This window comes from Gilvibacter sediminis, assembly GCF_028561565.1.
Classification (GTDB): Bacteria; Bacteroidota; Bacteroidia; order Flavobacteriales; family Flavobacteriaceae; genus Gilvibacter; species Gilvibacter sediminis.
In genome coordinates this window covers 132,627-147,892 of the sequence record NZ_JAQQTE010000023.1, presented here as the reverse complement: position 1 = coordinate 147,892, position 15,266 = coordinate 132,627, and the positions used below count along the sequence as shown (strand labels likewise).

Here is a 15,266-nt window from a genome sequence, read left to right as displayed (position 1 = left end):
ACAAGACAGTGAAAGAAGATTTTTACGAAATACTCGGCGTTGATAAAGGCGCTTCTGCTGCGGAGATCAAAAAGGCCTACCGCAAAAAGGCCATTGAGTTCCACCCAGATAAGAACCCTGGTGATGAGAAGGCAGAAGAGATGTTCAAGAAGGCCGCAGAGGCCTATGAGATCTTAAGCGATCCTCAAAAACGTCAACAATACGATCAGTTTGGACACCAAGCATTCCAAGGCGGCGGTTTTGGCGGCGGCGGTGGAATGAACATGGATGACATCTTTAGTCAATTCGGAGACATTTTTGGCGGTGCCTTTGGCGGCGGCGGATTTGGCGGATTTGGAGGATTCGGTGGTGGACAACGCAGACGCAAAGGAAGTGACCTGCGAATCCGCGTGAGTTTGACCTTAGAAGAGATCGCTGCTGGAGTAGAGAAAAAGATCAAGGTAAAGCGCAAGAAAATGGCGCAAGGAACTACGTTTACTACCTGTAGCACATGTAACGGACAAGGGCAAGTAACGCGGATCCAAAATACCATTTTAGGCCGTATGCAAACTGCGACTACCTGTTCCACTTGTGGTGGTTCTGGACAGATCGTAGATAAAAAGCCTGCCAACGCAGATGCGCAAGGTATGATCGCTACAGAAGAAACCGTATCGATCAAAATTCCAGCAGGAGTAGAAGACGGCATGCAGTTAAAAGTAAGCGGTAAAGGAAACGATGCCCCAGGCAACGGTATTCCTGGAGATCTTTTGGTTGCCATCACCGAGAAGCCACACGAGCTTTTACAGCGTGAAGGCGACAATCTGCATTACGATCTATACATCAGTTTCTCAGAAGCTGCCTTGGGTACTTCTAAAGAGATTGAAACGGTAAGCGGAAAGGTGAGAATCAAGATCGAATCCGGAGTGCAAAGCGGGAAGATCCTTCGTCTGAGAAGTAAAGGGATTCCCAACTTGAACGGTTATGGGAAAGGTGATTTGTTAGTTCATGTAAACGTATGGACGCCGCGTACACTTTCTAAGGAGCAAAAGGAGTTCTTTGAGCGCATGAGTGCCGATGAACACTTCCAGCCAAAGCCAGAAAAGGAAGACAAATCCTTTTTTGAGAAGGTGAAGGATATGTTCTCCTAAGTAAAGACAGTTATTAAAAATATTTTTTTATATTTGACTATTACTAGATTCCTTTCTAGTGATAATTTTTCTTTTTCATAGCAATTTTTTTCCCATCCTTGATCACAGTCAAGGGTGGGTTTTATTTTTTAGGACAATTTAGATTGTAACAAATACCCGCCGGATTGTACTAACTTTGTGTTCTATGTAGTGATGAGCCTGCATGAACATAACCAAAAAACTTCAACGTATCTTATGAATGATTTGCTAGTTGCAGACAGTGTATCCAAGAAATTTGGTGAATATACTGCCCTCAACCAAGTCTCTATTAGCGTCCCAAAGGGAAGCGTCTTTGGACTGCTTGGGCCTAACGGAGCTGGGAAAACTACTTTTATCCGTATCATCAATCAGATCACTATGCCAGACACCGGTAGCGTCATGCTAGACGGTGAGCCGCTGCGTGCCGAACACATCAAAGACATCGGTTATTTGCCAGAAGAGCGCGGTTTGTACAAGTCTATGAAAGTAGGCGAACAAGCCTTGTATTTGGCCCAATTGAAAGGGCTGGATAAGGCAGAAGCCAAAAAGCGTTTGCGCATGTGGTTTGACCGATTAGAAATTGGCGATTGGTGGAACAAGAAGATCCAAGAGCTCTCCAAAGGGATGGCTCAGAAAATTCAGTTTGTGGTAACTGTACTTCACGAGCCTAAGCTGTTGATCTTTGACGAACCTTTCAGCGGATTTGACCCGATCAATGCCACGCTTATAAAAGACGAGATCCTGCGCTTGCGTGACAATGGAGCCACAATCATCTTTTCAACCCACAGAATGGAGTCTGTAGAAGAAATGTGCGATCATATCGCTTTGATTCATCAGTCTAACAAGATCTTAGACGGTAAACTCATCGACATCAAAAGGCAAAACAAGACCAATACTTTTGAGATCGGTCTTATGACGCCAAACGAAGAGGCTGTATTGAAGGAACTTCAAGGCAAGTTCGAGGTGTCTCCGGCGCAATTCAAAAGCATCAATGATGAGCTCATGTGCAATATCAAATTAGGTGCCAATGGTTCCGCTAACGATCTGATCCAGTACCTAAGCGGGAAAGGACAACTTACACACTTTGTAGAAGTGGTGCCTAGCGCGAACGATATCTTCATTCAAACGGTAAAAAACAGCTAAGATGAATCACCTTCCACTCATTATAAAACGCGAATACCTCAATAAAGTAAAGAACAAATCCTTTATTGTAATGACCTTTGTAAGCCCACTGATCATGGTGGCGCTGATCTTTGTGGTGGCCTATTTGTCACAGCTCAATAACGAAAGCAGTAAGACCATTGCCGTCTTGGATGAGACGGGTATGTTCATTGACAAATTTGAAAGCACAGAGAACACTAAATACGAAATACTAACGGGGGTTAGTTTAGATTCTGCCAAAGTAAATGTAGAACGTGCTGAACAGTACGGACTGCTTTATATTCCAAAGGTGAACTCCATGGATCAGATGGCAGATCAAGTGACTTTCTACTCTGCAGATTCCCCTTCGCTATTGCTCATAAGCAAGATAGAAGATCGCATTGGTAGTTTGGCCACGGATTCACGCTTGGCAGAAGCAGGTATGGACGCCGAAAAGATCCGCGACCTGCGGGTACGGGTGCGAACCAACTTAGAAACCTTTAAAGGCGAGGAGACCTCTAAAATGGGCTCCGTTGTAAAATTGGCCTTTGGAGGAATAGCGGGATACTTGCTTTTCATGTTCATCATTATTTATGGGAATATGATCATGCGCTCGGTGATTGAAGAAAAGACTAGCCGCATTATTGAGGTGATCATCTCGTCCGTAAAACCAATTCAGCTCCTGCTTGGAAAGATCTTCGGAACCTCTTTAGCTGGGATAACCCAGTTTGCCGTTTGGGTAGTGTTGCTCGGAGTATTCCTTTCTGTGGGATCTGCAATGCTAGACATTGATCCAGCCCAGGCGCAATCAGCCCAAACAGAAATGGTGCAACAAATGCAAGACAGCCCAGAAGCACAAAGTGAAATGGTTGGTTTGCTCAATGAGATCAATTCCTTGCCTTTGATGAACTTGGTGATCATGTTTATCTTGTTCTTCTTAGGTGGATATTTGATGTACGCTTCACTCTACGCGGCCATTGGTGCTGCCGTAGATAATGAAACAGATACCCAGCAGTTTATGCTTCCCATTCTCATGCCATTGATTCTGGCAGTTTATGTCGGGGTTTTCACCGTGATTGAAAATCCACACGGTACCGTTTCTCAAGTATTTTCATTCATTCCTTTGACCTCTCCGGTGGTTATGCTGATGCGTATACCGTTTGGAGTCCCAATCTGGCAACAAATACTATCAGTAGTGATTTTATTTGCTACTTTTATAGGCACAGTTTGGGTGGCCGCGAAAATCTACCGAGTCGGTATCTTGATGTACGGTAAAAAGGCCAGTTACAAGGAATTATTTAAATGGTTAAAATACTAGCACTTATACAGGATGAAAGCCTGGCCGAAGAGGCCACGGAAATCGGTAAAAGTTTGTGGGCCTCTATTCGAGAATTTCTCAATAGAGGCTTTCACTTTGGTGAAGGTGATAAGCAGATTCACCTAACCATTGGATTGATCCTCACTTTGGTGATCGCCATTTTTGTTTCGAGTTTCGCGCTCAATTTGATCAGAAAATGGCTCACCCGCCGCATGGAAGAAGAGAATCGCTTGAAGTTTGTAAGTATTTTCAAGTTCCTTAAGTATTTGATCTATATGCTGGTGATCCTGCTCACTATGAATGCAGCAGGAATTAATGTCACCGTCCTATTGACCGCTTCTGCGGCACTTTTTGTAGGACTCGGGCTCGCACTTCAGGAGCTCTTCCAAGACATCATAGGAGGGATTTTCATCATCGTTGACAAATCGCTTTTAGTGGGTGATATCATCGAGATCAATGGCAAAGTCGGGAAGGTTATAGAGATCAGATTGCGCACCACGCGCTGTATTACCAGAGATGATAAGGTCATCATTATTCCCAACCACAAGTTTATCAGTGATACGGTTTTTAACTATACCCAAAATCACAAAATGACACGTGAAGGCGTGACCGTGGGAGTGGCTTATGGCAGTGATACGCGTTTGGTGGAAAAACTTCTATTGGAATGCGTGCAGTCAGAACCAGGAATTCTCAAACGTCCAGAACCGCGAGTATTGTTTCAAGATTTTGGAGATTCTGCCTTGATCTTTAGTGTCTTCTTTTATGTGACCGATAGCTTTAAAGATCCGTTGACCAAGAGCAATGTGCGCTTTAAGATCGATGAGGCCTTTAGAGCCAACGATATCAGTATTCCATTCCCGCAGCGTGATCTGCACATTAAAACCATGGTTTCACCAAACATCACAGGGGAGGGCAATGCGTAAATTCTTGCTCTTGCTTTTGATTATTTCTGGCGGATGTTGTTTGGGGCAATCCACAGATTTGATGCGTGTGGAATGGCTTCGGATACCCCAGGTAGACAGTGACAATTCACTGAGCCGTTTTAGAGGCTTTATCAACTTTCCAATTCCGCTTTCTTGGGAGGGCAGTTATCTGATCCCAGGTTTTGAATACCGACACATCACTTTAGATATAGATGACCCGGTCCCTTTTGACACCAATGACGCGACGACCTTTGAAATGTTCAGAGCTACTATAGCGTATACCTTTAAGTTTAAAAGTGGTTGGCGTTTTGGGGCTCGGGCAGGTTTTGAATTGGCTTCTAATTTTGAGAGTGCTGATTTTTTAGGACGAGATTTTAGGTTCAGCGGTTCTGCATATATGATCCGTGATCGCTCTGAGGATGAGGTTGCAAAGCCCAATCGTTGGGTAATAGGATTGCAGTATTCTACCAACCAAGGACGGCCTTTACCTTTGCCAATCATAAACTACTACAGACAGTTTCATCCCAGTTGGTCCTATTCCCTCGGGACTCCAAAAACAAATATCAAGCATATGTTCAATGCCAAGAATAGCATTCAAGCGTATGTATCGTTAGATGGATTCTTTTCTAACCTGCAGAACAATCGTGTAGTGACTAACCCAGATGGGAGTACCTCCATTGCTGATAATATTTCCATGACCCAAGTGCTTGGGGGGCTGGGGTATGAGTACAACTTTGCCAAGAATTTCTATTTCTACCTTTATGCGGCATACACTTTGTACAACGAATTACGATTGCGTGATGAAAACCGCAACAACGTATTTAATTTGAATGAAAACAATACCGGTTATTTTAGAACCGGTGTAAAATTTAAGATTTGATATGGCTCAGATATTAATCATAGAAGATGAGGCGGCGATCCGTCGGGTATTGTCAAAAATACTCAGTGAGGAAAGTGCAGATTACAAAGTTACCGAAGCCGAAGACGGACTTTCTGGAATTGAAATGATCAAAAAAGAAGATTTTGATCTGGTTTTGTGTGATATAAAAATGCCTAAAATGGACGGTGTTGAGGTTTTGGAAGCCGCTAAAAAGCTCAAGCCAGAGACTCCAATTGTCATGATCTCTGGGCACGGTGATCTAGATACAGCGGTAAATACCATGCGTCTCGGAGCCTTTGATTATATCTCCAAACCACCAGATCTCAATAGACTTTTAAACACCGTACGCATTGCGCTAGACCGTAAAGAATTGGTGGTAGAGAACACTCGCCTTAAAAAGAAGGTGAGTAAGAACTACGAGATGATCGGAGAATCTGCTCCTATCTCCCACATTAAGGAAATGATAGAGAAGGTAGCTCCTACAGAAGCTCGCGTACTCATTACAGGGCCTAACGGAACGGGTAAAGAACTTGTGGCGCATTGGTTGCATCAGAAAAGTGATCGTTCTAAAGGGCCGATGATCGAGGTGAATTGTGCTGCCATTCCAAGTGAACTTATAGAAAGTGAACTCTTTGGACACGTAAAAGGTGCCTTTACTTCTGCCAATAAGGACCGCGCGGGAAAGTTTGAAGCGGCCAACGGCGGAACCATTTTTTTGGACGAGGTGGGCGATATGAGCTTGTCTGCTCAGGCTAAGGTGCTGCGTGCCTTACAGGAGAACAAGATTCAACGCGTGGGTAATGACAAGGACATCAAGGTAGATGTTCGGGTAATTGCAGCGACCAATAAAGACCTTAAAAACGAGATCGCAGAAGGTAACTTTAGAGAGGATCTCTATCACCGATTGGCTGTGATCTTGATCAAAGTTCCTGCGCTCAATGACCGCAGAGAAGATATTCCCTTGCTCTTAGATTACTTCACCAAGAAGATATCAGAAGAACAAGGAACCGCTCAGAAAAAATTTCAGGACAAGGCCGTAAAACTGCTCAAGGAGTACGATTGGACTGGAAACATTCGGGAATTGCGAAATGTAGTAGAACGATTGATTATCTTAGGAGGAGAAACCATCAGCGAAGAAGACGTGCGCTTGTTCGCCAGTAAATAATACCATCAGCATGAAGATTGACAGCAGTAAATACCGCGTAGACGGACAAACCGATCTCCAACAGCATCCCACTTATGAAGACTTTGGTTTGGATAAAGAAACCTTAGAAGATGTTTTAGAGCGCGTGCGTTCCCGATTGGGCAAATTGCAAGACACCATGTATGCGCATGACAAATACGCTGTGTTGATCTGCCTTCAAGGGATGGATACTGCTGGGAAAGATAGTTTGATTAGAGAGGTTTTTAAAGACTTCAATTCTCGTGGAGTAGAGGTACACAGCTTTAAAGTACCGACAGACTTGGAACTGGATCACGACTACCTCTGGAGACACTACATAGCCCTGCCTCGTCGCGGGATCTTTGGAATCCACAACCGTACTCATTATGAGAATGTGTTGGTGACGCGTGTACATCCAGAGTATATTCTCAACGAGCGTTTGCCAAAACTCAAGAGCGTGGATCAGATAGATGACGCCTTTTGGGATAAGCGTTTTGAGCAGATCAACAATTTTGAGAAGCATTTGGCAGAGAATGGTACGCTCATCTTTAAGTTCTATTTGAACCTCTCTAAGGACGAGCAAAAACACCGCTTACTGCGCAGATTGAATAAAAAAGAAAAGAACTGGAAGTTTTCGTCTGGCGATCTCAAGGAACGCAAGCTTTGGGATCAGTACATGGAGTGCTACCAAGATGCCATAAACAGAACCTCAAAAGAGCATGCGCCTTGGTATGTGATTCCTGCGGATAATAAAAGAGCCGCTCGCGTGGTCGTCGCTAGCATTTTGTTAGAAGCTATGGAAGCCTATACAAACATTCAGGAGCCCGAACTGGACCCGGATACCCAAGCCAAGCTAAAACAATACATCCAAGAACTCAACAACGAATAACCATTATGAAATTCCAAGCGCGTTTATTGAGCATTTGCTTAGTGTTCACTGTGGTGAGCTTTGGGCAAACGCAAACTTCAGATTCTTTAATGCTGCGTAACATATATGATCTGGCTTTACTCAACGGTCAGAGCTACTCGTGGTTGGAGCATCTTTCTAATGAAATAGGTGGACGTTTGTCGGGTTCTCCAGAAGCAGAGCAGGCCGTAAAATACACCGAACAAGAGCTCAAAAATCTGGGCTTGGATTCGGTTTGGCTGCAACCAGTAATGGTGCCTAAATGGGTTAGAGGGGAAAAGGAAACCGCCTATTTTGAAACGGCAGGTTCTAAAACAGACCTGCAGATCTGTGCTTTGGGCGGATCTGTAGCTACTGCGGCTTCGGGACTCAAAGCTGAGGTTATTGAAGTACAATCCCTTGACGCTCTTAAAGAACTGGGCAGTGAGGTGATTGCAGGTAAGATTGTATTCTACAACAGACCCATGCAGGCAGAGCTCATCAATACTTTTGCGGCCTATGGAGGTTGTGTAGACCAACGCTATGCCGGTGCTATGGAAGCTGCAAAGTACGGGGCAGTAGGGGTTATTGTGCGTTCCATGAACTTGCGCCTGGATGACTTTCCACACACAGGTTCGATGTCTTATGGCGATTTAAAAGCAGATCAACGTATCCCTGCTGCAGCAGTAAGTACTTTAGGTGCGGAAGCCCTGAGTGCGGCCCTACAAAAGGATTCCGGTTTAAGCCTTACCATAAAACAAAGCTGTGAGACCTTCCCAGATGTGCAGTCGTATAATGTTATTGGGCAGATCACGGGTTCAGAAAAGCCCAATGAATATTTTGTAGTTGGCGGTCACTTAGACTCCTGGGATACCGGTGACGGTTCTCATGACGATGGTGCTGGATGTGTACAGTCCATGGAGGTGCTGCGTTTACTGCAAAAAGCCAATTACAAGCCTAAACACAGTCTACGGGTGGTTCTCTTTATGAATGAAGAGAACGGTTTGCGAGGCGGAAGAGCTTATGCAGAAGCCGCTGCGAAGAACAATGAAACCCACGTTTTTGCCCTTGAGAGTGATGCCGGTGGATTTTCCCCACGCGGTTTCTCCTTTGATACAGATCGAGCAAATTATGAGCAAGTCTTGTCTTGGAACAGCTTGTTTGAGCCGTATTTGGTTCACTCCTTCACCCAAGGCGGAAGTGGTGCTGATATTGGTCCATTAAAAGCAGATAGTATTGTACTCTGTGGCCTTAGACCAGACTCCCAGCGTTACTTTGATTATCACCACGCACCCAATGACACCTTTGATGCCATTAACAAAAGGGAATTGGAACTCGGAGCAGCCGCTATGGCTTCTCTAGTTTATCTGTTTGATAAGTACGGAATTAAATAAGCTTATTCGCGCCACTTGATCCAAAGGATGATCGATGGATTACTAACATCTCCATCACCATCATTTCTGGCTCGCATGGTTAGGGTGTCACCCGCGGAGAAATCTACGTTCAAGGTATCGTCATAGAGTTCGTTGTCAGATAGACTCAAATCTGTGACACTTACATCAGAACCGTCATTACGCACGCGCAGTTCAAACCTCTTTGTTGCACTACCTCCGGAAGAAGTAGCAGAAACTCCGATTATTGTTCCATTTTTGAGCATGGGCGCTCCTGAACCTTGGTTGGTAATACGACCACCAAAATAAAGGTTGTTGTTATCTACATTTCCATTTCTCGCAAAGGTGATCGGGATTGTAGTTACACTAAACCAATGATTCCTAGTTGGTTCAAAGAAGTAAAGCTCGTTGTTGATTACGGCGATCTGTCCGCCGCTTAGATTTGATGTAGGTGCCGTTGTCGTACTAGACAACTCTAGGGGAGCAAGACCGCTTGTCCCTGTGTCAATGGTCAATTGGGCAGTAGGCGTAGTGGTGCCAATACCCACTTGGGCTTTTGCTAGTTGTACTCCAAATAGAAGTACCGCTGCGCAAGCCAGAATTTGCGGTTTTTTCATGATTATACTGGGGGGTATAAGTAGTTTTAAAAATCTGGATTGCTAATATGTTAGCGCGAATATAAGGAATTTCTTACTACTTCACTACTGATTCATAGATGTCTATCCATTTTTGGGGGTCCATCTGCCTACATAGCTGAGCAATCAAGTCATAAGGAATAGTTTCTGGTTTCTTGAATCGAATACAGCTTTTACCCATATCTAGCTTGGTTTTTACGTGCTTCGGGTATTCTTCTTGAAACCATTGCAAAAGCTCGGGATTGGCGTAAATCCCCATATGGTATAAGGCGATAAAATTCTTTTGGGAAGCGATGCTCATAAAGGGCAGGGGCAGTTTAGGATCACAATGATAACCGGCCGGATATAAACTATGCGGAACTACATAACCCACCATTCCATAACTCATACCAACTTGAAATCCTTCTGGCAGGTTATCTACAATGGTCTGATGCAATTTTTTCATATGCGGCTGACGCTCTTCAGGAATGGCTTGGAAATACTCCTCTACGGTATTGGCATTTACTTTCATGCTGCTTGACTTTGTTTAAAGATATTAAATTTTAATTTTGATGGACCGTTGCGTGTTATAGACTCAACGGCCTGACCATCCCTATGAATCTAGCGCAATACACCAAAGAATTTAAGTACAATTGGACCTTGGCGGCCCCAGTGATCTTGGGAATGCTTGGGCATACTTTTGTGAGTTTTGTGGATAATATCATGGTGGGGCAATTGGGAACTGCAGAACTCGCCGCGGTATCTCTGGGAAACAGTTTTATGTTTATTGCCATGTCATTGGGAATAGGATTCTCCACGGCGATAACTCCTTTGGTAGCTGCGGCTGATGCAGAAGGCAATTTTCCTGCGGGAAAGGCGGCCTTTAAGCACGGCTTGTTCCTTTGCACAGTTTTAGGAATCACCCTTTTTTTAGGCGTTTATCTGTCCAAACCACTGCTTTATTATATGGATCAACCCCAGGAGGTTGTCGTCTTAGCAGAGCCCTACTTAGATCTGGTTGCATTTTCACTGATCCCGCTGATCATTTTTCAAGCCTTCAAACAGTGTAGTGACGGATTGTCCATGACCCGTGCTCCTATGTACGCCACGCTTTTGGCCAATGTGGTCAACATTATCTTAAACTATCTTTTGATCTTTGGGAAGTTTGGTTTTCCGCAGATGGGCATCGTGGGCGCAGCCATTGGGACCTTGGTATCACGACTCATAATGGTTGGGTATTTGTGGCTTTTGATGAAGCGCAATCTAAAATCGAGAGATTATGTATTGAAGATCAAACTCTTCGTTTTAGAAAGTGCGATGATCAAACGCATTTTAAATTTAGGCTTCCCTTCTGCCTTACAGATGTTCTTTGAGGTGGCTATTTTCACGGCGGCCATTTGGCTGTCCGGGATCTTAGGAAAGAACCCTCAAGCAGCCAATCAAATAGCATTGAACCTATCTTCCATGACCTTTATGGTCGCTATGGGACTAAGCGTTGCGGCTATGATCCGAGTTGGGAACCAACAGGGTTTGCAGCGCTACCGGGAATTGCGTAGAATTGCACATTCCATATTTTTACTGGCCATTATTTTGGCCTGCGGCTTTGCGATACTCTTCTTTAGTTTGCATCAAGTATTGCCTAAACTTTATGTTGATTTTGACGATGCGCAAAACTTTGCCGATAACTTTGAAGTGGTCCAAATAGCAGCGAGATTGCTGTTGGTTGCAGCGGTTTTTCAGATCTCTGACGGAGTGCAAGTTGTGGTGCTTGGCGCTTTAAGAGGGATGCAAGATGTCAAGATTCCAACCTTCATCACCTTTATTGCCTACTGGGTGGTGGGGTTCCCAATTTCCTATTATTTAGGTTTACACACCGCCTATAAGAGTGCTGGGATTTGGATCGGTTTATTGGCAGGACTTACTGTAAGTGGCGTCCTTTTATACATACGATTCAATCAGCTCAGCAAGCGTCTTATTGTTCAAAAAGAGTTGGAGACCCCCGACTCTGAAGATAATTAGTATTTTTGCCCATAATTCAACCGTCATGGAACTTCCAAAATTCTTACTAGGAGACAATACCGATCATCCGGATAATATTTTTGTGATTCACACAGAATTCCCACGTTTTGTGATCGATCTAAGCAAAGACGAGATCGAATGGCTGGAAGAATTTGATCAGCACGACCAAAAAGAAGTAGAGACAGAGACTCAAAATATGATCGCTGCAGCTACGGAATTTTACGATCGTGAGATCGCCCGATACGAGCAGAATGATTGATCAATTACTTCAATATGACAGTGAGCTGTTCATTTACCTGAACAGTTTGGGATCTACTACCTGGGACAATTTGTGGCTGGTGATCACCAATAAGTTCGCCTCCATTCCTATCTATGCCATTCTGTTGTATTTGGTGTATAAGAACTTCGGATGGAAGTTTACCGCTGTAGTAGTTGTTACCACGGCTTTGATGATCACCTTTACCGATCAGCTCACCAACCTGGCCAAAGACTTTTTTGAGCGCCCAAGGCCATGCCAAGAAGCGAGTTTAGAAGGTATCATCCGTTATGTGGCACCGCGTTGTGGGAAGTTTAGTTTCTTTTCTGGACATGCTACCAGTACTATGGCAGGAGCTGTATTTATTAGTCTGATTTTGCGCAGTCGCTACAAGTACTTGCCCTTTTTAATGCTGTTTTGGGCCTTTTTGGTCAGTTACAGCCGCGTTTACGTAGGCGTGCATTATCCGTTGGATATCTTTACTGGGATGATCGTAGGAGCGCTTGCAGGATTGAGTTTCTATAAGCTAGAGCGCTATTTACAAAGGCGCTTTGCTACTTCCGTTTAGAGACTTTAAAGAGCATTCGTGCCAATCTTGTTTTGTAACCGCCTTCTCCTTTTGCCTGCGGATTCATATCGTAAAAGCCTACAGGAGCGTAGTTGAAGTCTTTAAAATCTTCTAGAAATTCTTCCAAGTGATCTTCAGCTACTAAAACTCCAAAAGCGTCTTGCTCAGGCCAATTGAATTCCCCTTGATTTTTGATCACGGGGATGATCCCCTGGTAGTTCCAGATCAGCTCCGGAGTAAAAAAGTCGTATTCAAAGACAGGTAAGCCTTCGTTTTCTTGCCACTGATGCAGACCAGACAGCTCCTTATACTTTGGATTCACACTTAAGGTCTCCGCCAAAGGCAATCCAAAGCAGATGATAGCCATGACTAAGGCTACAGAAAGCACTAAGGTCTTTTGGATCTGTTTTTTGATCAGCTGGCGCCATATCAAAAACCCAATCACCATTAAACTCAGACTCAGCAGTACAAACCAAACCCAGTAACCATTTAAGTGATCTTGGAGCAGGTAGTATCCGCCTAAAGGAAACAAAAGACCAACCGTACCTAAAATCCCAAAGTGTAGATAAGGCCCTATTTTTTCTTTCCAATCGGTGAGTTCCTTGAATTTTTCAATGAGGTATTCCAAGTAGAAGGAGGTATTCCATGCCATGGGAATCAGTACAGGAAGCAAATAGCGTGACTTCTTTTCTGGAACGATGGAGAGTAATACTACGCTCAAAAGTGTCCAAAGTAAACTGAATAAATACCCTTTAGGATCACTGACGCGCTTTTTCAAATACGGATACAACAAGGCAATGAATGCGGGCAGGGTCCACAAGCCGCTTTGGGTAAAGAAGCTCCAATAATAATAAAACGGACGAACGTTATAACTGGTCCAATTGTTGGCTTCTCTTTCCGTGATCGCCTGCAGGGTCTCGCCATCATAGGTGTAGGTATACCAAAACCACCAACCAGAACCAATCACCGCTACAATAAGCATGAGCGACAGAGGCAGAATAAGCCTTTTGTTCCAGCGGTATTTATAAACGATCCCGTAGGCGATCAAGAATGGCAATAGCAAGGCGTAGAGCGATACGGGTCCTTTACTCATCCAAGAGGCCGCTAAGGCCAGCCCGGTAAGTAGGCCGTAAAACAATAATTTCTTCGTTTGACTGAATAATTTATGAATGGCATAGATGGCTACCATCATAAAGGCGTGGGTAAAAATGTCCCATTGTCCGTTGCGCCCGGCAAAAATGATATAGAACGAGGTGACCAGAACCAGGGCTCCCCAAAAATTCTGTCTGCGATTGTTGAGTAGTTCACCGTGAAGTCTGTAGCCAAAGACCATCAAGAGCACAGCGCTCAGTGCGGCTGGTAAACGAAGCGCCCAAACCTTTAGGCCAAAAGCAGCTCCAGAAAAAGCGGTGAGCCAAGTGGGTAGTGGCGGTTTTTGATAGCGCGGTTCTCCATTAATCGTTGTTAGTAGCCAATTGTCATCGACCAGCATTTCACGTGCGGTGATGAAATTTCGCGCTTCCATGATGTTCACGGCCAACTCTCCAAGATGTATCAGAAATAAAGGGATACAACTCAGTAGGAGTAGGGTTAAGGGTCGGTCTTTAAGCCACTGCATCTTGTTTTCTTAAAATGATGATGTTGCGTAAATAAACTAATAAACCAGCACCGTGTCCAAACAATAGAACGGGGTCTTTCCTAAACACAGCGTAGAGTAAGATCAATGATGCTCCAGTCACACTAAGCACCCAAAAACCCATGGGCAATTGTGATTCTTTTTTCTTTTCCGAATACAACCATTGGTACACAAAACGCAGGGTAAAAAGCACTTGAGATACAATACCTAACCACAGCAACCATTGCGGAATGGCTTCATTGTTTAACAAGAGGTCAATGTCGTATTTTCCGTTGTTGTAGGCATAGGCAACAATTCCTATGGGAAAAGCGATCAAAAATGTCCTAAAGGCCCAATGCGCCTTTTGCCAGTGGCCCTGAAGATGTAGGTTTCTGATGTAAATAAAGTAGGTCAAAGACTGTCCCAACATAATGGCAAAGTCTTCCCTAAGGTAGCCGTAGACAAATAAGAGAAAGCTCGCTAAAAGGCTAATTTTCCAGAACAACGCTGGAGTCATGACCTTTTTGTTCTTCTCAGAGAGGAACCACTGCAATAACAGTCGGGCTGAAAATAAGATCTGGGCAACAAAGCCTATGGTATAGATCAACCAAGCACTCATCCCTTAGAGGCAATGCGGTAGTTGATGTACTTTTTCTTCATCCAGAGGTAAGCAAAACAATCCATTAAAGGACCTAAAAGACGATTCCACAAACCGTATTTGGCCGTCCCTGCAATTCTCGGAAAATGCTGTACCGGGATCTGTTTGATGCGCCCTTCTTGTAATAAGATCATAGCGGGTAAAAAGCGGTGCAAGCCTTTGAACATCGGGATGCGTTTGGCGTAGTCGGTCTTGATGATCTTTAAAGGACAACCAGTGTCGTCCATACCGTCTTTGGTAAAAGCTCTACGAATACCATTGGCGATCTTTGAAGACATGCGCTTTACAAACTTATCCTTTCTGTTGGCTCTTACACCAGTGACTAGTTCATGGTCATCGATATGATCAAACAAAAGATTAAAGTCTTCTGGGGCTGTTTGCAGATCAGAATCGATATAACCTACCAAGGGCGTCTCGGTATGATCAAATCCTGCCTTTATCGCAGCGCTGAGGCCTCTGTTCTCTGCAAAATTGATATAACTGAATGCCTCGTTTCTCGAGCAGATGTCCTCGATCATTTGTTGTGAACTGTCCTTGGAACCGTCGTTTACAAATAAAGCGCGAGTGGGCCTTTTGGCTACCTTAAAGAAAGCAGACATTTCTGCCTCGACGCGAGCCAAATTGTCTTCTTCATTATACACTGGGATTACGACTGTAAGAGCGTAAGACATCGTTGTTAGTTTGCTACAAA

16 protein-coding genes are annotated in these 15,266 nt (G+C 44.2%); 11 read left to right on the top strand and 5 right to left on the bottom strand.

Features of this window, described 5'->3' with window-relative positions; genetic code table 11:
• The first annotated feature begins 8 nt into the window (after positions 1–8).
• The 8 genes from dnaJ (at position 9) to POW22_RS14890 (ending at position 8,848) form a co-directional block, all read left to right on the top strand.
• Positions 9–1,127 carry a molecular chaperone DnaJ gene (gene dnaJ / locus POW22_RS14925; RefSeq protein ID WP_272833566.1) on the top strand — a complete coding sequence of 373 codons (1,119 nt, stop codon included), beginning with the start codon at positions 9–11 and terminating at the stop codon, positions 1,125–1,127.
• 234 nt (positions 1,128–1,361) lie between these two features.
• A complete protein-coding gene (locus POW22_RS14920; protein ID WP_272833565.1) occupies positions 1,362–2,288 on the top strand; it encodes an ABC transporter ATP-binding protein in 927 nt (308 codons plus the stop codon).
• Position 2,289: 1 nt separating this feature from the next.
• Positions 2,290–3,603: an ABC transporter permease gene (locus POW22_RS14915; protein ID WP_272833564.1), complete on the top strand. Its 1,314-nt coding sequence runs from the start codon at positions 2,290–2,292 to the stop codon at positions 3,601–3,603.
• Positions 3,588–4,526: a mechanosensitive ion channel family protein gene (locus POW22_RS14910; protein WP_272833563.1), complete on the top strand. Its 939-nt coding sequence runs from the start codon at positions 3,588–3,590 to the stop codon at positions 4,524–4,526. The genes POW22_RS14915 and POW22_RS14910 overlap by 16 nt, the downstream gene beginning before the upstream one ends.
• Entirely contained in the window at positions 4,519–5,406 is an 888-nt protein-coding gene (locus tag POW22_RS14905) for a DUF6268 family outer membrane beta-barrel protein (protein ID WP_272833562.1), read from the top strand. Before POW22_RS14910 ends, POW22_RS14905 begins: the two co-directional genes overlap by 8 nt.
• A 1-nt stretch (position 5,407) precedes the next feature.
• Positions 5,408–6,571, top strand: coding sequence for a sigma-54-dependent transcriptional regulator (locus POW22_RS14900; RefSeq protein ID WP_272833561.1), 1,164 nt, complete (start codon positions 5,408–5,410; stop codon positions 6,569–6,571).
• 10 nt (positions 6,572–6,581) lie between these two features.
• Positions 6,582–7,457, top strand: coding sequence for a PPK2 family polyphosphate kinase (locus POW22_RS14895; protein ID WP_272833560.1), 876 nt, complete (start codon positions 6,582–6,584; stop codon positions 7,455–7,457).
• Between the two features lie 5 nt (positions 7,458–7,462).
• Positions 7,463–8,848 (top strand): M20/M25/M40 family metallo-hydrolase, encoded by a 1,386-nt coding sequence (locus POW22_RS14890; RefSeq protein ID WP_272833559.1) that lies wholly within the window; start codon positions 7,463–7,465, stop codon positions 8,846–8,848.
• Positions 8,849–8,850: 2 nt separating this feature from the next.
• Here the strand turns inward: POW22_RS14890 and POW22_RS14885 are convergent, their stop codons facing one another.
• Positions 8,851–9,462: a hypothetical protein gene (locus POW22_RS14885; RefSeq protein ID WP_272833558.1), complete on the bottom strand. Its 612-nt coding sequence runs from the start codon at positions 9,460–9,462 to the stop codon at positions 8,851–8,853.
• A gap of 76 nt (positions 9,463–9,538) precedes the next feature.
• Positions 9,539–9,991 carry a DUF1801 domain-containing protein gene (locus POW22_RS14880; RefSeq protein ID WP_272833557.1) on the bottom strand — a complete coding sequence of 151 codons (453 nt, stop codon included), beginning with the start codon at positions 9,989–9,991 and terminating at the stop codon, positions 9,539–9,541.
• Positions 9,992–10,074: 83 nt separating this feature from the next.
• On the opposite strand from POW22_RS14880, the gene POW22_RS14875 reads away from it, so the two are divergent.
• The 3 genes from POW22_RS14875 to POW22_RS14865 are packed head-to-tail and all read left to right on the top strand — an operon-like array spanning position 10,075 to position 12,302.
• Positions 10,075–11,478, top strand: a complete 1,404-nt coding sequence (locus POW22_RS14875; protein ID WP_272833556.1) for an MATE family efflux transporter — start codon at positions 10,075–10,077, stop codon at positions 11,476–11,478.
• A 25-nt stretch (positions 11,479–11,503) separates the two neighbouring features.
• Positions 11,504–11,737 carry a hypothetical protein gene (locus tag POW22_RS14870; RefSeq protein WP_272833555.1) on the top strand — a complete coding sequence of 78 codons (234 nt, stop codon included), beginning with the start codon at positions 11,504–11,506 and terminating at the stop codon, positions 11,735–11,737.
• Entirely contained in the window at positions 11,730–12,302 is a 573-nt protein-coding gene (locus POW22_RS14865; RefSeq protein WP_272833554.1) for a phosphatase PAP2 family protein, read from the top strand. Before POW22_RS14870 ends, POW22_RS14865 begins: the two co-directional genes overlap by 8 nt.
• Here POW22_RS14865 and POW22_RS14860 read toward each other — a convergent pair.
• The 3 genes from POW22_RS14860 to POW22_RS14850 are packed head-to-tail and all read right to left on the bottom strand — an operon-like array spanning position 12,289 to position 15,246.
• Positions 12,289–13,920, bottom strand: a complete 1,632-nt coding sequence (locus POW22_RS14860) for an ArnT family glycosyltransferase (RefSeq protein ID WP_272833553.1) — start codon at positions 13,918–13,920, stop codon at positions 12,289–12,291. The two genes, POW22_RS14865 and POW22_RS14860, sit on opposite strands and share 14 nt — an antisense overlap.
• Complete coding sequence (locus POW22_RS14855; protein ID WP_272833552.1) at positions 13,907–14,536, bottom strand: lipid-A-disaccharide synthase N-terminal domain-containing protein; 630 nt, start codon at positions 14,534–14,536, stop codon at positions 13,907–13,909. Before POW22_RS14855 ends, POW22_RS14860 begins: the two co-directional genes overlap by 14 nt.
• Positions 14,533–15,246 carry a glycosyltransferase gene (locus tag POW22_RS14850; protein ID WP_272833551.1) on the bottom strand — a complete coding sequence of 238 codons (714 nt, stop codon included), beginning with the start codon at positions 15,244–15,246 and terminating at the stop codon, positions 14,533–14,535. Before POW22_RS14850 ends, POW22_RS14855 begins: the two co-directional genes overlap by 4 nt.
• Positions 15,247–15,266 lie beyond the last annotated feature (20 nt).

What these genes read in the sequence shown, in the direction of transcription:
- POW22_RS14860 (WP_272833553.1), bottom strand. Translation starts at nt 13,920, where the DNA reads ATGCAGTGGCTTAAAGACCGACCCTTAACCCTACTCCTACTGAGTTGT.
- POW22_RS14910 (WP_272833563.1), top strand. Translation starts at nt 3,588, where the DNA reads ATGGTTAAAATACTAGCACTTATACAGGATGAAAGCCTGGCCGAAGAG.
- POW22_RS14850 (WP_272833551.1), bottom strand. Translation starts at nt 15,246, where the DNA reads ATGTCTTACGCTCTTACAGTCGTAATCCCAGTGTATAATGAAGAAGAC.
- POW22_RS14855 (WP_272833552.1), bottom strand. Translation starts at nt 14,536, where the DNA reads ATGAGTGCTTGGTTGATCTATACCATAGGCTTTGTTGCCCAGATCTTA.
- POW22_RS14870 (WP_272833555.1), top strand. Translation starts at nt 11,504, where the DNA reads ATGGAACTTCCAAAATTCTTACTAGGAGACAATACCGATCATCCGGAT.
- POW22_RS14905 (WP_272833562.1), top strand. Translation starts at nt 4,519, where the DNA reads ATGCGTAAATTCTTGCTCTTGCTTTTGATTATTTCTGGCGGATGTTGT.
- POW22_RS14900 (WP_272833561.1), top strand. Translation starts at nt 5,408, where the DNA reads ATGGCTCAGATATTAATCATAGAAGATGAGGCGGCGATCCGTCGGGTA.
- POW22_RS14920 (WP_272833565.1), top strand. Translation starts at nt 1,362, where the DNA reads ATGAATGATTTGCTAGTTGCAGACAGTGTATCCAAGAAATTTGGTGAA.
- POW22_RS14880 (WP_272833557.1), bottom strand. Translation starts at nt 9,991, where the DNA reads ATGAAAGTAAATGCCAATACCGTAGAGGAGTATTTCCAAGCCATTCCT.
- POW22_RS14885 (WP_272833558.1), bottom strand. Translation starts at nt 9,462, where the DNA reads ATGAAAAAACCGCAAATTCTGGCTTGCGCAGCGGTACTTCTATTTGGA.
- POW22_RS14875 (WP_272833556.1), top strand. Translation starts at nt 10,075, where the DNA reads ATGAATCTAGCGCAATACACCAAAGAATTTAAGTACAATTGGACCTTG.
- POW22_RS14890 (WP_272833559.1), top strand. Translation starts at nt 7,463, where the DNA reads ATGAAATTCCAAGCGCGTTTATTGAGCATTTGCTTAGTGTTCACTGTG.
- POW22_RS14865 (WP_272833554.1), top strand. Translation starts at nt 11,730, where the DNA reads ATGATTGATCAATTACTTCAATATGACAGTGAGCTGTTCATTTACCTG.
- POW22_RS14895 (WP_272833560.1), top strand. Translation starts at nt 6,582, where the DNA reads ATGAAGATTGACAGCAGTAAATACCGCGTAGACGGACAAACCGATCTC.
- POW22_RS14915 (WP_272833564.1), top strand. Translation starts at nt 2,290, where the DNA reads ATGAATCACCTTCCACTCATTATAAAACGCGAATACCTCAATAAAGTA.